The sequence below is a fragment of the Croceibacterium atlanticum genome, assembly GCF_001008165.2.
GTDB lineage: Bacteria > Pseudomonadota > Alphaproteobacteria > Sphingomonadales > Sphingomonadaceae > Croceibacterium_C > Croceibacterium_C atlanticum.
Genome location: NZ_CP011452.2, coordinates 3,172,045 through 3,189,264 on the forward strand (window position 1 = coordinate 3,172,045; position 17,220 = coordinate 3,189,264).

Below are 17,220 nucleotides of genomic sequence, written 5' to 3' on the forward strand. Positions count from 1 at the left end.
GGGAGGCGCCACCCATGGCCCTGACATTCGAATTTTACGATGCACGGGCGCGCGAAGCCGCCGCCGAGGCGAAGATCGCCACGCTGGACAATGTCCGCGCAAGGGCGCTGCGGTCCGAAGCGACCTGGCGGGGCCTGGCAAACCAGGCAAGGGCTGTCGCCACGGAGCGGGAAAAGGTGGAACAGCAGAAAGCTGCCGCCCGCATGGACGAAGCCGGCCCCAAACACTGACGCGTCAGGTTGGGCCGTTTGGGCCGGGGCGTTTGAGCCGGGCTATTTAGGCTGGGCCGTTTGCAGTTTCCTACCGGCTGAAAATCTGGCTCATTCCTCAGTGATGGGCCCTGATCCGAACAATTCGATGGTTTTGCCCGCTGCCCTTCATGGGGCGGTGCGCGCCTTTGCGGCCACTGTGCGGCGGGGGCGGGAGTTTTCCCGGTCAGGACTGTGTTCCAGGCGTTCCAGCCGTGCTGGATTTGCGGCGAAGCGATGCCGTTTCCGGCCTCACCAGATGGCGGGCAGGGGGCTTCCCGGCGCGCGCGGTTCGGGCGAAGGGGTGCGGGGCGGAGGCGGGGATGGCTCCGTTTCCGGATCGAAGGCGGCCTGCCTTATCCGCAAGGCCGCATCGCGGGCGGAGGCTGCGGCATTTTCCATATAGGCGCGATAGGTCTGGACCGGCGATTCGGGCTGTCCATCGCGGCCCAGCTGATATGGCTCGGCCACGCGGTCCTTCATTTCCGGCTTCACCAGACTGGCGCTGGCAGCGCCAAGGGCGAGCCCGACCGGCAGGATCAAGAACAGGGTTTTCCGGTTCCGCATCCATATTTTTCCTAATGGCTTCCGTTGCTTATGACAATGCACATGGGCCCCTGCGCGTTCCGCACGCGATTACGCGGCTGGCACGATTTGCCGGAACTGGCACACGATCCGGCGGAAAACCGCCATTTCTCGCTGCGCTGCGGGGCACGAATTGCTGCGCCGCGCATAGCCAGCCTGTCACACGGAACCTATATCGGTGCCGTTCACGCCCGGCGCACGAACGCCGGGCGGACACGTAGGAGAGAATGATGTCTGTTAATCGTATACCCCATTATCTGGGCCGTGCCGCGCTCGCCGGTATTCTCGGCCTCAGCGCCAGCGCTGCCATGGCCGGCGGCAAGTCCGAACTCGTCGTATCGGAACCGTCCACTGATTTGCGTTCGGTCGAAGTGCAGGTTTCCGACCTGGACCTGTCGACCGCCTATGACCGGGGCACATTGGCCATCCGTATCGAAGGTGCGGCGCGCGAAGTGTGTGACGTGAATGCTGGATCGAAGATCGACCGGCTGCCCGATGCCACGGCTTGCCTCACCCAGGCGCGGGCCGGTGCGGCGGATCAGCTGGAAGCGCGCGGCTACAGCGCCAGGCTGGCCCTGGCCGAATATGATGCCCGTAATGGCATCGTGAAGGAATAGGGACATTACCGGCTTGTCTCACTGCCTTGCCGGATGAATGGCTGAATATAGCGAACCGGCAAGCTGGAGGAGATAATGTCGCGCAGGATGTTTCCGGGTCTTGTCGCAGCCTCGGCCGCATTGGCGGCTGGAGGCTGCGGCGGGACAGAAACCGATACGGTTTCCGATTCTGCTTCCGGGCCCACGGCTTCCTTTGACGAGGCGGCGGTTCTGGCGCGTTCGGCAGAAGTGGCCGGGCAATTCCAGGCCGAATTGCAGGCCAAGCTGAAGGAAGCGCTGGCCGCCGGTGGCCCGATTCTGGCGCTGGATGTGTGCCATTCGGCCGCGCCGATGATTGCCGCGGAACTCTCGCAGGAAAGCGGCGCGGATCTGAGCCGCGTCTCCGCCCGCAACCGCAACCCGGATGGCGGCCTGACGGAAGAGCTTTTGCCGCATTATGCATTATTGCAGGAAATGCCGCTGACCGATGGCAAGCCAAGCCGCGAAATCTGGCGCAGCGGGGAAGGGGAGGCGGCGCGGATCAACGTGCTCAGCGCCATTCCGATGCAGGAACAACCCTGCTCCGTTTGTCACGGCACCGATGTCGCCCCCGAAGTGGCGGCAAAGATCAATGAGCTTTATCCCGGCGACAAGGCCATTGGCTTTGAACCCGGCGAATTGCGCGGTGCGATGCTGATCAGTTGGCCGGCGGATGAGGTGGGCGGCTGAACCTTGCACGCCCGGTCACATTTCTGTGCCTTCTTTCCCCATCGCGTGCCGTGCGCATATTGGGCTGCATGACTGACACTGCAACCGCGCTTCGCCAGCCCAGCATCTTCATTCCCCATGGGGGCGGCCCCTGCTTCTTCATGCCCGATCCGCAAGGGACCTGGACCGGGATGGCCGAATATCTGCGCGGGCTGGTCGCCAGCCTGCCGGAAAGGCCGCGGGCCATCCTGATTATCTCGGGCCATTGGGAAGCGGATGGTTTCGCTTTTACCGGCGCCGATGAACATCCGGGCCTGATCTACGATTATTACGGCTTTCCGCCCCACACTTACGAAATCGCCTGGCCCGCGCCCGGTGCCCCGTGGCTGGCGCAGCGGGGCATGGAATTGCTGCAACAGGCCGGCATGCCCGCTTCCATCGATCCGCAGCGCGGTTTCGATCACGGTGTCTTCGTGCCGATGAAAGTGGCGGTTCCCGACGCGGATATTCCCACGGTGCAGATGTCCCTGGCCAAGGGGCTGGACCCGGCGCAGCATGTCGCCGCCGGCAATGCCCTTGCGCCTCTGCGCGAAGAGGGCGTGCTGATCATCGGATCGGGCATGAGCTTCCACAATATGCGCGGCTATGGCAATCCGCAGGTGACAGAACCTTCCCGGGCATTCGACACATGGCTGGAGAGCGCTGCCGGTGCAGATCCTGCAACACGCGCCGCGCAATTGGCGCAGTGGGAAACGGCGCCCTTTGCACGGCTCTGCCATCCGCGAGAGGAACATCTGCTGCCGCTGATGGTCGCCGCCGGGGCTTCCGGCGAACCGGGCAGGCGCGATTTCGGCGAAGTGGTGCTGTGCAGCCAGCTTTCCGCCTTCCGCTTCGATTGATTGGTGCCTCGCATGGGGGTGCCGCATGTTCCGTCCCTTGCAAGGGGTGCTGTTGCGGCTGGCCGTATGGCAGGGCATGACGGCTCCATGAAAAATCGCCTCTTCATTTCGGTTCTCGCCCTTTCCCTTGCCGCCTGCAATTCAGGTGGCGATGCCGCCAATGGGGCGCCGGGCGATCAGTCCGACACGCAACCATTTTCGGGCATTGGCGAGGATGAAGTGGTTTATTTCACCGGGACCGAACCTTTCTGGAACGGCGAAGTGTCCGATGGCAGGCTGACCTATTCAACGCCGGAAGACATGGAAGGCACGGTGATCCGGGTGGACCGCTTTGCCGGCCGCAACGGCGTGTCTTTTACCGGCCGGCTTGCCGATCAGGATTTCGTGCTTGCCGTAACGCCGGGCGAATGCAGCGACGGGATGAGCGATCGGACCTACCCCTATGTCGCGACCCTTATGGTGCGAGGAGAGGATCGGGCTGGCTGTGCCTATACCGATCAGCAGCCATTCGAAGGGCCGGGCGAAATCTGATCCGGAACGGGCGGCTGCTCTGCTGCATGAGCAGCTGGCCAGACCCGTCTCGCCCTCAATCGTCCTCGGCCAGATGCCGCGTAATCACTCCGACGCCGCGCGCCAGATCCGCCAGTTCCATGGATGATTTGCTGATCGGGGCCAGGGCCGATCCGCTGATGGCGGGGATATGAACGAAGATGGCCCTGGTCTGCAGCTTCTGCTCCGCAATATGCGACAGGACCGAATAATAGGCATGGTTGCAGACATAGGCGCCGGCATTGTCTGACAAGTGGGCGGGCAGGCCGGCCTGGTTCAGATCCGCCGCCAATGCCCCGAAATCCAGGGTATCATTATGCAGCAAGTCGGGCGGGTCATCCGATTGTTCGGGCCGGAAACCGCGCGCGTCGGAAAAAGTCGGCGAACACAGGCTGGTGGCGCGGCATTCCAGTTTGAAGCCATTCGCCATTGCGCTGTAACCGAGCATGACGAGAATGTCGGGCGGATCGGCCAGGATGGCATCCCGCGCCGGCTGGATCGCGGCATAGGCTGTTTCCAGCAATTGCAGATCGGCGCTTTGGTGAAGCAGGCCGGTATTCTCCTGCAAATATTTCAGCAGGCGTTCGGACGGATTTTCGCCCACTCCGGGAAAGGAGCGAAAAGCCGTAACAATTGCCCGCTTTTCTTTCATCGATTGCGCCCTGGCAATGCGGCCACGGGATCCTGCCGGCCATCGTCGCGCCAGCGGGTGATCGTTCTGGTCATGCCCTGCGCCGTGCAATTCGGCAGAGGCATCGCGCAGATCCTTTTCGGCCGCTTCAGTAAAGCTGCGTCATTCAATATATCCGATTCCGCGCCTGCCTTCATCGATTATCTTCACGGGGGGATGCGAAGGTCGCGAATCCGAATGCGAGTCAGCTGGCGCGCCAATATGCAGGCGGCAGCCTGCCTGGCGCCATTTTGCTGCCGTTTCGCACAGCGCGCTGGGGAAAAGCTGCCATTTCCCGTGATGGACAAGGAGCCTGCAACTTACCGGCCCAAGGGTTGGCCGCTGTTTGCCAAAGGTGCAGGACGCGCCGAAAAGCCGCCTGCGAGCACTGCGGCCGATCTGCTATCAAGACAGCGATGGCGCATGGTTGGCTTCTGTGATTAACGCATTGTTATAAAGCGATAAAATACCTTCAGTCATTGACTGGAGAGGCCCCGCTTCCGGTTGTCCTTGTAACTGTTTCCCGGCAAGCGGGATCGAAGCCGGGGCGGCAGCGTTCAATCGGCGGTCATGCCTTCAATGGTGTGGCGTATCGACGGGGAGATATCGGGGCGCCCTTGCCAAGGCCCTGGCGAAACGGCACATGGCCGCCTCCCTTGGTGGTTGAAAGATATAGAGAGGATTGATGGCAGAACCTGTCCCCGCCTGGCTTGCCAAGGCGTTGCCCGATGCGGGCGCCGGACATGGCAGGCTGGCGATCGTCCAATTCGGCAGTGAAGACTTGCTGGGCAAGAGTGGTTTCCAGCTGCGCTCCGCCGCATTCAGCGACGGGGACGAACTGGACCCCTGCTTTACCGCGGAAGAGGAAGACGCCGTCGCCCCGCCGCTGGAATGGACGGACCCGCCCGCCGGCGCGCATGAGCTGGCGTTGGTGGTGGAAGATGCCAACGCCCCGGCGGACAAGCCGTCATGCCATTGGCTGGTCTGGGGCCTGCCGGCGCAAAAGGGCAAATTGCTGGAAGGCGAAGTGCCGCCGCGCGTGGGCAAGAATTCCTTCGGCAATTCCGAATGGCTGCTGCCCAATCCGCCGGAGGAGGGGGAACCGCATGAATATGTGTTCCAGCTCTTCGCGCTGGACCTGCCGCTGACCCTGATGCCCGGCGCGACGAGGGACGAACTGATCGCGGCCATGAACGGCCACGTGATCGGTGCGGCCCTGCTGACCGCCAAATTCGCCCCCAGTGGGGACGATTTCGAGGATTGGGAGGACGAAGACGAGGGATAATCCCCTCGGTCCCGCACGCCCCCGCAACAAGTTTACATTGGAAAGGAAGAAAAGTGGCCGCCAAGAACAACGCTCTTAGCAAGCCGGTTACCCTGTCGAGCGAACTCGAAAATGTGGTGGGCAAGGGTCCGATGACCCGCGCCGAAGTCACCTCCAAAGTGTGGGAATATATCAAGGCGAACGACCTGCAGGACAGCAAGGACAAGCGCCAGATTAACCCGGACGACAAGCTGGGCGCCGTCATCGGCAAGGAACAGATTTCCATGTTCAAGATGACTGCCGCGGTGTCCAAGCACCTCAGCTAACCGGGCGTGGAGCCGGTCTTCTGGCCGGTTCCGAAATCCTGAAAGAAACGGGCGGTGTGGCCGGAATGGCTGCGCCGCCCGTTTCTTTTCATATATGTGATCCATTCGCCAATGCGTAGTTTTTGACTTGTGGCAATGCAGCCGCCCGTGGCATTGTTCAGGGATAAATAATTGGCGCAGCCCGATGCGCTTTCATGGAGAGGACAGGGCCCGGATCATGGCAACAATTGTCGGCGGCATCGCCACTTCGCATACTCCCACGATCGCTTTCGCCAAGGATGCGAACAAGTTCGACGATCCGGTGTGGAAGCCCATTTTCGAAGGTTACGAACCCGTCCAGCAATGGATGCGTGAAAAGAAGCCGGACGTGCTGGTCTATATCTATAATGACCACATGACCGCCTTTTTCGACCATTACAGCCATTTCGCGCTGGGCGTGGGCGAAAGCTACGGCCCGGCCGATGAAGGCGGCGGCCCGCGCGATATCCCGGCCATTTCCGGCGATCCGAAACTGGCGCAGCACATTGCCAAGGCCATGGTCGCGGACGAATTCGACCTGTCCTATTTCCAGGGCAAGAAGCTGGATCATGGCGCCTTTTCGCCGCTGTCTGTCATCCTGGATTATGACAAGGATGGCTGGGCCGCGCGCTTCGTGCCGATTGCCTGCGGCGTGCTGACTGTGCCGCTGCCTTCGGCCAAGCGGTTCTGGAAATTCGGCAAGTCCTTGCGCCGTGCGATCCAGTCCTATCCGGAAGATATCAAGGTCGCGATTATCGGGACGGGCGGCCTCAGCCACCAGGTGCATGGCGAACGCAACGGCTTCAACAACACCGAATGGGACATGGAATTCATGGACCGGCTGGAAAAGCATCCGGAAGGCTTGCTGGACTATCCGGTGTCGAAACTGGCCGAACTGGGCGGCTGGGAAGGCGCCGAAGTGGTGATGTGGATGATGATGCGCGCCGCCCTGTCGGAAGAGGTGGAGTGCACGCACAAGACCTATTTCCTGCCTTCCATGACGCCGATCGCCACCATGATCATGGAAGAAAAGCCGGAGCCTGAACCGCGCGAAAGCGACGAGGCATTCCGCGCACGGATGGAGTGGGACTGGGAAGGCGCGGCCGCGCTGGAAGGCACTTATCCCTTCACCATAGAACGGTCGGTCAAGGGTTTCCGCATCAACCACTTCCTGCATTCGCTGATCGATCCGAAGATCCGCCGCGCCTTCAAGGAAGACGAGGAAAAATGCCTGGCCGAAGCCGATCTGACGGATGAAGAACGGGATCTGATCCGCCGCCGGGACTGGATCGGCATGATCCATTACGGCGTGATCTTCTTCATGCTGGAAAAGCTCGGCGCGGTGACCGGGGTGGGCAACATCCACATCTATGCCGCGATGAAGGGCATGAGCGTGGAAGAATTCCAGAAAACCCGCAATGCCGCGATCACTTACGGTGTTGCCGGCAAGGAAGAAGACGACGACTGAACCGCAGCCCCTCCAAGGGCAGACGGGGCGGGGGAAAGGCCGTGGGCACAAGCCCGCGGCCTTTTGTTTTGTGCACGGCCTGGAACACTTGGAACACTGTTCTGAAGCCAAAAGCCCGGAGGTAATGCGCGGGCGATTTCAGGGGGATGCGACGCTGAGAAAGAGCGTGGCGGGCATAGGCAGGGCAGGGCGTTGTAGGACAGCCTAATGCGGCTGCCGGTGCCCCAATTTCCCCCTGCTGGTGGGAGTGGCAGCGTTTTTGGGCTTAGGCTGCTTATCCACTCCGGGTGTACAAAATCTTTGACACGTAAAAAATCTTCGACTATGTCAAAAATATCAGACATAAATCGTGAGAGGAAAACACCGTGTCATTTCGTGAAAAATCCGCCTGGGCCATGGGCTTGCTCATGCTGGTGACGGGAGCGTGGTATTTCTCCATCGCCGCGCGCTTGCCTGCCGATGCTCCGGCCGTGGCGCAGATCGGGCCGATGATCCCCTATGTGCTGGCCGTCGTGATCGGCTCCATCGTGGTGCAGATTGTGCTGGCCGCCATGTCCCCGCGCGAAGCGGGGCGGGAGGCGGATGAGCGGGAGCGTGTGGCGCTGGACCGGGCGGGCAATTGGTCCGGCTATGTGCTGGCGGTCGGCGCGGTCGCGGGGGCGCTGCATTATGTGGTGCTGGGCAATGGCAATGTGATGTTCCTGTGGGTGATCGGCGCGCTGATTGCGGCGCAGGTGGCCGAATATGGCTTGCAGATCTGGTTCTTCCGCAGGGGCGCCTGAGCCATGGCCAAAGCTCCGCCGATCACCAATCGGGTGAAGGATCTGCGCGCGCTGCATGGCGGCATCAGCCAGCAGGCGCTGGCCGATGCCATCGGCGTCACCCGCCAGACCGTGATCGCCATTGAACAGGGGCGCTATTCCCCCAGCCTGGAAAGCGCATTCCGCATTGCCCGCCTGTTCGGCGTGGGGGTGGAGGATGTGTTCGGCTGGGAGGGGTAGGCCCCCTGCCGGACCTCAGTCGAAAATGCTTTCGCCGCGCGATTCACTTTCCGTGGAGCGGTGCAGGATCCCTTCGCTGGGGATTTCCGGCTTGAACGCTTCGTGGCAGCTTTCGCAATTCTGGATCAGGCGGTCGCCGATCTGCCGCCACGCCTCGACATCGGTCGACTTCGCTTCCGCCAGCGGCAGGGCATCCTGACCGATCTTCGTCAGTTCATCGGCCATTTCCTGCCAGTTTTCTTCGGCCGTCCATTGGGCGTCGAACTCGCCAGTGCCGGGAATCTTGGAAACCGTGCCGCCCAGGATCATGTCGTAAGTGGCGCTGCGAACCAGGTCCCAGTCATTATCATCCTTCGGCATGTCGCCATTGCCGACCGCCCAGATATAATCGGCGGAATTGTCGATCAGGCCAACCATCACTGCATTGATACTGACTGGCAAAGTCAAATCGGAACGGGGAGAGGGCGTGCTTTCGGCAACTGGTTCCGTTGTATCCTGGCATGCAGCAAGTGACAGGACCGAAATGATCGCCGCGCATTGAGCCAATTTCTTCATCAGAAACCTCCCCTCATTCAAACCATCGGAAGAGAGGCTAAATCAACACTTTGACTCAATCAAGACAGTGCCTGATTTCGTGGTCAGATCATTTGCATTGGAGGGCAGCCGGCACAGCAGCATGGCGGCAGGACAGATGCCGCGACCGCCGGGTTACTTTCCGGGACGCCAGCCTTCCTTCGCGAGTTCAAAGCCTTCAAACTGGAAGGCGGGGGCAACCACGCAGCTGACCAGCGTATAGCCGAACTGTCCCGGCAGCGGCGCGGCGGCCTGCCATTCGTCCGCCGCGACAACATATTGCGGCAGATCGCCGTCCAGCACGTCCGGGCCCAGCTGCATTTCGCGGATCGGGCCTTCATCCGTGGCGGCCAGTGACAGCAATAGGGGATCGCCTGCATGCCACAGCCAGATTTCTGCCGCATCCACCCGGTGCCAGTGCGACCGCTGATGCGCTTCCAGCAGGAAATGGATGGCGGTGGCGACAGCGCGTTCACCCTCCGCCGCGGGGGCGCGCCAGGTTTCGCGATACCAGCCACCTTCCGGATGGGGTGACAGGCGCAATTCTTCGATAATGGCCTTGGCTTCGTTCACGATACTGACCTTCCCGCCTGCCTGTATTGCCCCGATTGTGGAATATTATCGCAGAAAAGTCTCGCCCGTTCCATTATTGTCCCATCGATGACTATTCGCGCGGGAATTGGCGGCTGGAGCTATGAAGGCTGGCGAGACGGGGTTTTCTATCCCGCCGACCTGCCGCAACGGCGCGAGCTGGAATATGCCGCGCGCCATGTCCGCACGATAGAAATCAACGCCACATTCTATCGCCTGCAAAAGCCGGAAAGCTTCCGCAAATGGCATGATGAAGTGCCGGATGACTTCATCTTCGCGCTGAAGGGATCGCGCTATGTCAGCAATCGCAAACTGCTGGCCGAAGCGGAGGAGGGAGTTGGCAATTTCCTGAAGCAGGGGCTGGTGGAACTGGGGCCGAAGCTGGGCCCGATCTGCTGGCAATTGGCGACCACCAAGCGGTTCGATCCGGATGATATCTCCGCCTTTTTCGATCTGCTGCCGGCGCAGCACGAAGGCGTGGCGCTGCGCCATGCGATCGAGGTCGGGCATGAAAGCTTTGCCTGCGCGGACTTCGTCGAACTGGCGCGCAAGGCGGGCGTGGCGGTGGTCTGGTCCGACCATCCCGAACGCACGCCCATCGCCGACCGCTCGGCCGGTTTCGCCTATCTGCGGCTGCAGGGGATGGAGGCGGGCTGCCCGACCGGATATCCGCCTGCCGAACTCGACCGGATCCGCCGCATCTGCGAAAGCTGGGCCGGGGGGCACGCACCGCAGGGCTTGTCTCACTATGGCGATCGCGGCGATAGTCGGGGCGAGGGGGGCGATGTCTTCGCCTTCATGATCAACGGCGCGAAGGAACGCGCACCGGCCGCCGCGATGGCGCTGGCCGACATGCTGAAAGGAAGCGAATGAGAACTGCCGTTTTCGGGATTGCCGCATTGGCCCTGTCCACCCCGCTGGCGGCGCAATCGCCCGAACAGGTGGCCGCCGCCGCGCTGGAAGCGGCGCCGGTATGGGACGGGCATAATGACGTGCCTGGACAATTACGCGATCGGTACGGGAACGTGATCGCCGATTTCGATTTCAATGACGGCACCGATGTTCCGCCAAGCGACTGGGGCAGCCCGTCGCTGCATACCGACCTGCCGCGCCTGCGCGAAGGGAAGCTGGGGGCGCAGTTCTGGTCCGTCTATGTCAGTGCCAGCCTGCCGGAACCGGAAGCGACCGTGGCGGTGATGGAACAGATCGACGTGATGAAGCGGCTGATCGCGCGCTATCCGGATCAGCTCGCCCTGTCGCTTACGGCGGATGATGTGGAACAGGCGATGGCGCAGGGCAGGATCGCTTCCCTGCTGGGGATGGAAGGTGGCGGCGCGCTGCATGGCAGCCTGGCGGTGCTGCGCCAGTTCTACGATCTCGGCGCCCGATACATCACGTTGACCCATTCCAAGACGCTGGCCTGGGCCGATAGTGCAACGGACAAGCCCGAACATGACGGGCTGACCGAATTCGGCGAAAAGGTCGTGAGGGAAATGCAGCGGCTGGGGATGCTGGTCGATCTCAGCCATGTCAGCGAAGCGACGATGATGGATGCGCTGGATGTGTCCGGCGCGCCGGTGATCTTCAGCCATTCCGGCGCGCGCGCTGTGAACGGCCACCCGCGCAACGTGCCCGACTGCGTGCTGAAACGCCTGCCGGAAAATGGCGGTATCGTGATGGTTGTGGGCCTGCCGGGCTATCTCAGCGAGGATTTGCGCCAGTTCCAGGCGCAGCGATCCGCCGAACAGGCGCGGCTTTCCGCCCTGTGGCAGGGCCAGCCCGATGCGGTGGAGGCGGCAATGGATGCCTGGGACGAGGCGCATCCCGCCCCGCAAGCCACCGTTTCCGACATGGCCGACCATATCGACCATATTCGCGAAGTGGCCGGGGTGGACCATATCGGCATTGGCGGCGATTATGACGGTATGGCCACCGGGCCGGTGGGTATGGAAGATGTCAGCGGCTATCCAGCGCTGTTCGTTGAACTGGCCCGGCGCGGATATTCGCAGGAAGATCTGGAAAAGATCGCCAGCCGCAACATGATGCGGGTGCTGCGCGGCGCGGAAGCCTATGCCGCCAGCCGCAAGGATGATCTGCCGATCGAAACGCCGATCGCGGAATAGGGCTCAGGCCGGTTCGGTCCGGCCTGTCGCCCCGATCTTCTCCAGCGTCGCCGGATCACGCTCGCCATCGTAAAAGGCGTCGAGCGCGGCGGCGCACAGATCGCGATCGGCGCAGGCGGCTTCGAACAGGGTCATGGAAGAGCGGAACTTGATCGCGTCAGTTTCGCCCAGAATGTCGCGGGCGGATTTCCTGCCGGCCCAGTCCAGCATGGCACGGGTCGCTTCGGCCAGCCGTTCGCCCAGCAATTCGTGCCCGCAATAGGCCCGCGCTTCGGCCAGGTCGGCAATAGCATAGAACTGGGCGGTGCTGCTGCGGCCCAGCCCTTCGATCTGGGGGAAGACGAACCACATCCAGTGGCTGGTCTTGCTGCCTTGGCGCAGCTCTTCCAGCGCCCGCGGGTAGATGCCGGCCTGGGCCTGGAGGAAACGGGTCAATCCGCGGCATTCGCCCATATCGGATATCCAGTCCTGACTTCAGGAATCGGCCTTGTCGGGAAGATTTTCCCGGTCGGTTTCGGCAAATTCTTCCAACTGCTTTTCGCTCATCGAATCATACATGTCCTTCGATGCGCCTTGCAGTTCCGAAACCTTGGTTTCGCCGCGCTTGGCGGACAGGGCCGCCCCGGCTGCCTTCTGCTGTGCCTTGGATTTGGCGGGCATGATAACCTCCTAGCCTTCGTTCTCTATCGTCTGCAGCGGCGTGTCGGGCGCGTCCGGATCCACTGCTTCGAATTCGTCCGATCCTTCGGTGATATTGTCGTCCAGCTGACCCACGGCGGAACCGTCCTGCATTTGCGTGCCGACGGTTTCTTCGGTCGGGCCATGAGTGGCCGCACCGAAGATCCAGATCGCGGATAGCGCGATAATCACGGCCAGCAGGCTGATGCCCAGAATCCAGCGCACCACATGCGGGGTCGATCCGGCACGGACCGCATCGGAATCCCTGTGCATTTCAGTGTTATTTTCGTTCATGGTGCCTCCGTCTTCTCTCAGGGCGCATTCCCCAGAGATACGGTTGCCGCGAACGAATGTTCCGCCCCGACGCAGGGCGCAGGGCGCGATCAGTGCGGATCGATGCGTGTCAGAATGCGGAAGAAGAAGGCGGTGGACCATCCCATCAGGATCACCCCCAATATGCTTTCAAAAGCCCCGATCAGCCGCCAGTCGAGCTGGATATGCGCATCGCTGTAGCCGACCGTGGAATAGCTGATGGTGGAGAAATACAATGCCTGTTCGAAATTCCCCACCGCGCCGAGGATCAGATAGACGAAGGCGAACAGCCAGATTTCCGTGCCATGCAGCATGACAATGGCAATCACCACGCCGAGGGTGAAGATCGTTCCGCGCGGAGAAAGCGGATTGATCCGCTCGATCCTCTCCCGCGCGCGTTCGGTATGCATCACCCGGCTCAGCCCGAACAGGCCGAAGCCGTGGATCGTGACGCAGACGACCACCAGGAAGGATGAAATGGCGAACTGGGTGAACAACATGGCGATCATGCGGGCAGACTAACCCGCAATGATCGCCAAGTCCCCGATCCTTTTCCTCGGCCCAGCGCGAACGGGAGGATCAGTCGCGCAGCAGTTCGTTGATTCCAGTCTTGGCGCGGGTCTGCGCATCCACCGTCTTCACGATCACCGCGCAATAGAGCGACGGGCCCGGCGTGCCGTCGGGCAGGGGCTTGCCCGGCAATGCGCCGGGGACAACCACGGCATAGGGCGGAACCTTGCCGCGATGCACTTCGCCCGTGGCGCGATCCACGATCTTGGTCGATGCGCCAAGATAGACGCCCATGGACAGGACTGCGCCTTCGCCCACGATCACGCCTTCGGCCACTTCGCTGCGTGCGCCGATGAAGGCACCGTCGCCGATGATGACCGGCCCGGCCTGCAAGGGTTCCAGAACGCCGCCAATGCCTGCGCCGCCGGAAATATGCACATTCTTGCCGATCTGCGCGCAGGAACCGACCGTGGCCCAGGTATCGACCATGGTTCCTTCATCCACATAGGCGCCGATATTCACGAAGCTGGGCATCAGCACCACGCCCTTGCCGATGAAGCTGCCCGCGCGGGCGACGGCTCCGGGCACCACGCGGAAACCGGCATCGCGGAAACGGGCATCGTCCCATCCGGCAAACTTGCTCGGCACCTTGTCGAAACCGGGTGCGCCGGCCGCGCCATTGGGCATCACGACATTGTCGTTCAGGCGAAAGGACAGCAGCACGGCCTGTTTCAGCCACTGGTTCACTTTCCAGCCGCCCTGGCCATCCGGTTCGGCCACGCGGGCCTTCCCTGAATCGAGCAGGTTCAGAGCTTCTTCCACGGGCTCGCGCACATCGCTGCTTGCCGGGGTTACCGAAGCGCGGTTTTCCCAGGCCTGTGCAATGGCGGTTTCGAGGTCGGCGGACATGCTCTCTCCTTAATGTTCGGCCGCCGGATCTGCGGCTAGTCGCTGCGCCCGCTAGCCCGGCGGCCGTGGCGGGGCAAGTCGGCAGGCGCGGCATTTACTCGGAATTAGCTTTGCCGGTCCTAGGAAAAGTCGTATTTTGAATGACTAAGTGGACCAGGCGACTATGCCGAAACGACTTCCACATCTCCTGCTGCTGCGCTCGGCCGCGCCATTTGCGCTGATCCTGCTGGGCGCATGTGGCGGGGGAAGCGGCGGTGGCGGTCCGATCAGTACGCCAACGCCTCCCGCCGCGCCTGCACCGACGACACCCGCTCCGTCGCCAACCCCGGCGCCTGCGCCCACTCCGGCGGATTTCGACACGGCGGAAGTCCGCAGGTCGGACGGGCCGCTTGCGCATGACGCACTGACCGCGTGGCTCGGCGGACATAGCGGGGACGGTATTACAATCGCCGTGGTCGATAGCGGTATAGATCCCGACAATCCCGAATTCGCCGGGCGCCTCTCTCCGCTGTCGCGCGATATTTACGCCGAAAATCGCGCGCTCGAAGGGGAAAGCGATCACGGCACGCAGGTTGCCCTGTTCGCCGCCGCCGCGCGCGACGATTACGGCATTGTCGGCATGGCCTATGATGCGACCGTGCTGGCCCTGCGCACGGATCAGCCCGGAAGCTGTGCGAGCGATTGCCTGTTCAATGACAGTGCGATTGCCGATTCCGTGAACTTCGCGGCCAGCAACGGGGCAAAGGTCATCAATATCTCGCTTGGCGGCGAAGGGGCGTCCCAGCGTGTGCTCGACGCCGTGCGCAATGCCGTGGGTGGGGGCGCTCTGGTCGTGGTTTCCGCCGGGAATGAAAGCGAGCTTGAGCCGACCGATTTTGCCCGCCAACTGGCCAGTGCCGGCAATGGCGGCGTGATCATCGCCGGTTCGGTGGATGACAGCAGCGCCATATCCGATTTCAGCAACCGCGCGGGCGGGCAGGCTGCCAATTATCTTTCCGCTCTTGGAGAAGGGCTGTGCTGCGTTTATGAAGACGGGGAGCTTTATGTCGATGCGGACGGCTATCGCTATATCGTCTCTGGCACGAGCTATTCCGCGCCGCTGATTTCCGGTGCTGCGGCATTGCTGGCGCAGGCATTTCCCAATCTTACCGGCCGTGAAATCGCGGAGATACTGCTCGATTCCGCGCGCGATGCGGGCGCTCCGGGGACCGATGCAGTCTATGGCCGGGGCATATTGGATATTGCCGCTGCATTCGCGCCCAGCGGCACGACCAGCCTTGCCGGCAGCGATATTGCCGTCAGCGCGGGCTCGCTGGGCGGCACGATGTCCGGCGCGATGGGCGATGCTCTCAATGCGGCGTCACTGCCCACTGTCGTTCTCGATGAATATTCGCGGGCTTATCGCGCCGATCTTGCGCGTTCCCTGCGCGGGGCGGCGCCGGTCAGCCGGCTGGGCCGCGCCCTGGCCGGGCAGACCCGGCAGATGGGCCTGGCCACTGAAGCGATGAGCCTGTCCGTCTCGATCGATGCGTCCGGCAAGGCCGGGGAGATGCCGCATATCGCGCAATTGCGCCTCGCCAGTGACGATGCCGGACGGGCCAGGGTGCTGGCGGCGCGGATCGCGCTGAAATTGTCGCCCGACACGCAATTTGCCTTCGCTTATGCCCAGGGGGCGGATGGGCTTGTTGCGCAATTGCAGGGGCAGGACTGGCCGGCCTTCATGGTCGCGCCCGCTGCCGGGGATGATGCGCCTCTTTATCTGCGCAGCGATGCCTCCATCGCCCTGCGGCGGGAAATCGGCGCGGGCTGGGGCCTGACGATCGGCGCCATGCGCGGAGAGATCATGTCCGAATACCGCCGCTTCGATCCCGTCGCTTTGGCGGAAGGGCGCAGGCGCCATGGCGTGATCCGGTATGGCGCCGCGCTGGACCGGGATTTTGGCGCGCTGGAAACGGCGCTTGGCCTTGACTGGATGCGTGAGGAAAACACGCTTCTGGGCAGCCGCCTGCCGGCTTCCTTCGGGTCCGGCGGCGCCGATACATTATTCGTGAACGCAAGGGCGGGGCTGGAAATCGCGCAGCACTGGCGGATGGGCGCCGAACTGCGGCAGGGCTGGACACGGGCGGCGCAGGGCGGGCTGATCGCTTCCGGCTCAAGCCTGGCCAGCAGGGCGTGGTCCGTGGAACTGGCCTATTCCGGCGCTGTGCCGGGGGGCGGCAGTGTCGGGTTGCGGATCGCCCAGTCGCTGCGCGTGGAAAGCGGATCGCTTGGCCTGAACCTGCCCGTGGGCTGGAGTCACGAGACCATGCTGCCCGAATATGGGCGGCGCAGCCTCCCGCTCTCGCCAGAGGGGCGGGAAATCCTTGGTGAAATGGCGTGGCGCGGGCGGTTGCTGTCCGGCGATGCGGCGGCCAGCCTGTTCTACCGGCGTGATCCCGGCCATTATTCCGCCCTAGCGGATGATTACGGGTTCGGCCTGCGTTGGTCGCGCGATTTCTGAGCCGGTTCAGCGCATCAGTTCGCGCGCGAAATCGATCAGGCCAACCTGCCGCAGACGGCGCAACCGCTCCGCCTCCAGGATCATCCTCACCTTGTGGAAGCAATGATCGATATCGTCATTGATGACGACATAATCATAAGCGTCCCAATGGCTGATTTCGGACTTGGCGCGGGCCATCCGGCCGCGGATCACTTCCTCGCTGTCAGTCCCGCGTGAGCGCAGGCGTTTCTCCAGCGCATCGATGCTGGGCGGCAGCAGGAACACGCGGACCACATCGCCCTGCGCGCGCTGGTAAAGCTGCTGGGTGCCCTGCCAGTCGATATCGAAGATGTAATCCTGTCCGTTCTTCAATCCTGCGCGAATTTCCGCGCGCGGCGTGCCGTAACAATTGCCGAACACTTCCGCATATTCGAGAAAGGCATCCTCCTCCACCATCCGGTCGAAACCGGCCTGGTTCATGAAGAAATAATCCTTCCCGTCCACTTCGCCCGGCCGCATCGGGCGGGTGGTTGCGGAAACGGACATTCTCAGCCGATCGCCTTCCTCCGCCATCAGGCGGCGGGCGATCGTCGTCTTCCCGGCACCCGACGGGGAAGAGAGAATGAACATGAGCCCCCGGCGGGGCAGCGAACCTGTTTCAACTGGACTATCCGGCATGAGCGCTGTTGGCGCAGACCGGCATGTAAAATCAA

At 62.5% G+C, this 17,220-nt stretch carries 23 protein-coding genes; 13 read left to right on the forward strand and 10 right to left on the reverse strand.

The features are described 5' to 3' along the window. The first annotated feature begins 14 nt into the window (after positions 1–14). Positions 15–230, forward strand: a complete 216-nt coding sequence (locus WYH_RS14960) for a hypothetical protein (RefSeq protein ID WP_046904462.1) — start codon at positions 15–17, stop codon at positions 228–230. Between the two features lie 270 nt (positions 231–500). Here WYH_RS14960 and WYH_RS14965 read toward each other — a convergent pair whose 3' ends face one another. Further along, a complete protein-coding gene (locus tag WYH_RS14965) occupies positions 501–815 on the reverse strand; it encodes a hypothetical protein (protein ID WP_046904463.1) in 315 nt (104 codons plus the stop codon). Between the two features lie 248 nt (positions 816–1,063). Here WYH_RS14965 and WYH_RS14970 point away from each other — a divergent pair, with 248 nt between their 5' ends. The 4 genes from WYH_RS14970 to WYH_RS14985 all read left to right on the forward strand — a co-directional run bounded on the left by WYH_RS14970 (position 1,064) and on the right by WYH_RS14985 (position 3,567). Continuing rightward, positions 1,064–1,450 carry a UrcA family protein gene (locus WYH_RS14970; RefSeq protein ID WP_046904464.1) on the forward strand — a complete coding sequence of 129 codons (387 nt, stop codon included), beginning with the start codon at positions 1,064–1,066 and terminating at the stop codon, positions 1,448–1,450. Positions 1,451–1,525: 75 nt separating this feature from the next. Next, positions 1,526–2,158 (forward strand): c-type heme family protein, encoded by a 633-nt coding sequence (locus WYH_RS14975; protein WP_053833618.1) that lies wholly within the window; start codon positions 1,526–1,528, stop codon positions 2,156–2,158. Between the two features lie 68 nt (positions 2,159–2,226). Continuing rightward, complete coding sequence (locus tag WYH_RS14980; protein WP_046904465.1) at positions 2,227–3,036, forward strand: DODA-type extradiol aromatic ring-opening family dioxygenase; 810 nt, start codon at positions 2,227–2,229, stop codon at positions 3,034–3,036. 87 nt (positions 3,037–3,123) lie between these two features. Beyond that, the gene (locus WYH_RS14985) at positions 3,124–3,567 is read left to right on the forward strand and encodes a COG3650 family protein (RefSeq protein ID WP_046905246.1); all 444 of its coding nucleotides are present in this window, start codon (positions 3,124–3,126) and stop codon (positions 3,565–3,567) included. Between the two features lie 55 nt (positions 3,568–3,622). On the opposite strand, the gene WYH_RS14990 is transcribed toward WYH_RS14985, so the two are convergent. Further along, complete coding sequence (locus WYH_RS14990) at positions 3,623–4,237, reverse strand: pyroglutamyl-peptidase I (protein ID WP_082348025.1); 615 nt, start codon at positions 4,235–4,237, stop codon at positions 3,623–3,625. Between the two features lie 703 nt (positions 4,238–4,940). Here WYH_RS14990 and WYH_RS15000 point away from each other — a divergent pair. From WYH_RS15000 to WYH_RS15020, 5 genes are all read left to right on the forward strand, one after another. Further along, entirely contained in the window at positions 4,941–5,540 is a 600-nt protein-coding gene (locus tag WYH_RS15000) for a YbhB/YbcL family Raf kinase inhibitor-like protein (RefSeq protein ID WP_046904467.1), read from the forward strand. Between the two features lie 53 nt (positions 5,541–5,593). Beyond that, positions 5,594–5,845, forward strand: a complete 252-nt coding sequence (locus WYH_RS15005; RefSeq protein ID WP_046904468.1) for an SWIB/MDM2 domain-containing protein — start codon at positions 5,594–5,596, stop codon at positions 5,843–5,845. A 217-nt stretch (positions 5,846–6,062) separates the two neighbouring features. After that, on the forward strand, positions 6,063–7,331 hold the full coding sequence (locus tag WYH_RS15010; RefSeq protein ID WP_046904469.1) for a gallate dioxygenase: 1,269 nt from the start codon (positions 6,063–6,065) through the stop codon (positions 7,329–7,331). A gap of 365 nt (positions 7,332–7,696) precedes the next feature. Further along, complete coding sequence (locus WYH_RS15015) at positions 7,697–8,113, forward strand: hypothetical protein (protein ID WP_244877935.1); 417 nt, start codon at positions 7,697–7,699, stop codon at positions 8,111–8,113. 3 nt (positions 8,114–8,116) lie between these two features. Further along, positions 8,117–8,332, forward strand: coding sequence for a helix-turn-helix transcriptional regulator (locus WYH_RS15020; protein ID WP_046904471.1), 216 nt, complete (start codon positions 8,117–8,119; stop codon positions 8,330–8,332). 15 nt (positions 8,333–8,347) lie between these two features. Here WYH_RS15020 and WYH_RS15025 read toward each other — a convergent pair whose 3' ends face one another. Both WYH_RS15025 and WYH_RS15030 read right to left on the reverse strand, forming a co-directional pair. Further along, the gene (locus WYH_RS15025) at positions 8,348–8,887 is read right to left on the reverse strand and encodes a cytochrome c (protein WP_046904472.1); all 540 of its coding nucleotides are present in this window, start codon (positions 8,885–8,887) and stop codon (positions 8,348–8,350) included. 153 nt (positions 8,888–9,040) lie between these two features. Then, a complete protein-coding gene (locus WYH_RS15030) occupies positions 9,041–9,478 on the reverse strand; it encodes a cupin domain-containing protein (RefSeq protein ID WP_179945421.1) in 438 nt (145 codons plus the stop codon). 87 nt (positions 9,479–9,565) lie between these two features. Here WYH_RS15030 and WYH_RS15035 point away from each other — a divergent pair, with 87 nt between their 5' ends. Continuing rightward, positions 9,566–10,369, forward strand: coding sequence for a DUF72 domain-containing protein (locus tag WYH_RS15035; RefSeq protein ID WP_046904474.1), 804 nt, complete (start codon positions 9,566–9,568; stop codon positions 10,367–10,369). Then, on the forward strand, positions 10,366–11,619 hold the full coding sequence (locus tag WYH_RS15040) for a dipeptidase (protein ID WP_046904475.1): 1,254 nt from the start codon (positions 10,366–10,368) through the stop codon (positions 11,617–11,619). The genes WYH_RS15035 and WYH_RS15040 overlap by 4 nt, the downstream gene beginning before the upstream one ends. Positions 11,620–11,622: 3 nt before the next feature. Here the strand turns inward: WYH_RS15040 and WYH_RS15045 are convergent, their stop codons facing one another. The 5 genes from WYH_RS15045 to dapD all read right to left on the reverse strand — a co-directional run bounded on the left by WYH_RS15045 (position 11,623) and on the right by dapD (position 14,028). Beyond that, positions 11,623–12,072 carry a DUF1810 domain-containing protein gene (locus tag WYH_RS15045; protein ID WP_046904476.1) on the reverse strand — a complete coding sequence of 150 codons (450 nt, stop codon included), beginning with the start codon at positions 12,070–12,072 and terminating at the stop codon, positions 11,623–11,625. Positions 12,073–12,093: 21 nt separating this feature from the next. After that, on the reverse strand, positions 12,094–12,279 hold the full coding sequence (locus tag WYH_RS15050) for a DUF3008 family protein (protein ID WP_046904477.1): 186 nt from the start codon (positions 12,277–12,279) through the stop codon (positions 12,094–12,096). 9 nt (positions 12,280–12,288) lie between these two features. Then, the gene (locus WYH_RS15055; RefSeq protein ID WP_046904478.1) at positions 12,289–12,591 is read right to left on the reverse strand and encodes a hypothetical protein; all 303 of its coding nucleotides are present in this window, start codon (positions 12,589–12,591) and stop codon (positions 12,289–12,291) included. Positions 12,592–12,680: 89 nt separating this feature from the next. After that, entirely contained in the window at positions 12,681–13,118 is a 438-nt protein-coding gene (locus tag WYH_RS15060; protein ID WP_053833620.1) for an ion channel, read from the reverse strand. Positions 13,119–13,188: 70 nt separating this feature from the next. Next, positions 13,189–14,028 (reverse strand): 2,3,4,5-tetrahydropyridine-2,6-dicarboxylate N-succinyltransferase, encoded by an 840-nt coding sequence (gene dapD, locus WYH_RS15065; RefSeq protein WP_046904479.1) that lies wholly within the window; start codon positions 14,026–14,028, stop codon positions 13,189–13,191. A gap of 163 nt (positions 14,029–14,191) precedes the next feature. Between dapD and WYH_RS15070 the strand changes: the two genes are divergently transcribed. Further along, positions 14,192–16,528: a S8 family peptidase gene (locus tag WYH_RS15070; RefSeq protein WP_046904480.1), complete on the forward strand. Its 2,337-nt coding sequence runs from the start codon at positions 14,192–14,194 to the stop codon at positions 16,526–16,528. Positions 16,529–16,534: 6 nt separating this feature from the next. Here WYH_RS15070 and gmk read toward each other — a convergent pair whose 3' ends face one another. Further along, the gene (gmk, locus tag WYH_RS15075) at positions 16,535–17,185 is read right to left on the reverse strand and encodes a guanylate kinase (protein WP_046904481.1); all 651 of its coding nucleotides are present in this window, start codon (positions 17,183–17,185) and stop codon (positions 16,535–16,537) included. Between the last annotated feature and the right edge of the window lie 35 nt (positions 17,186–17,220).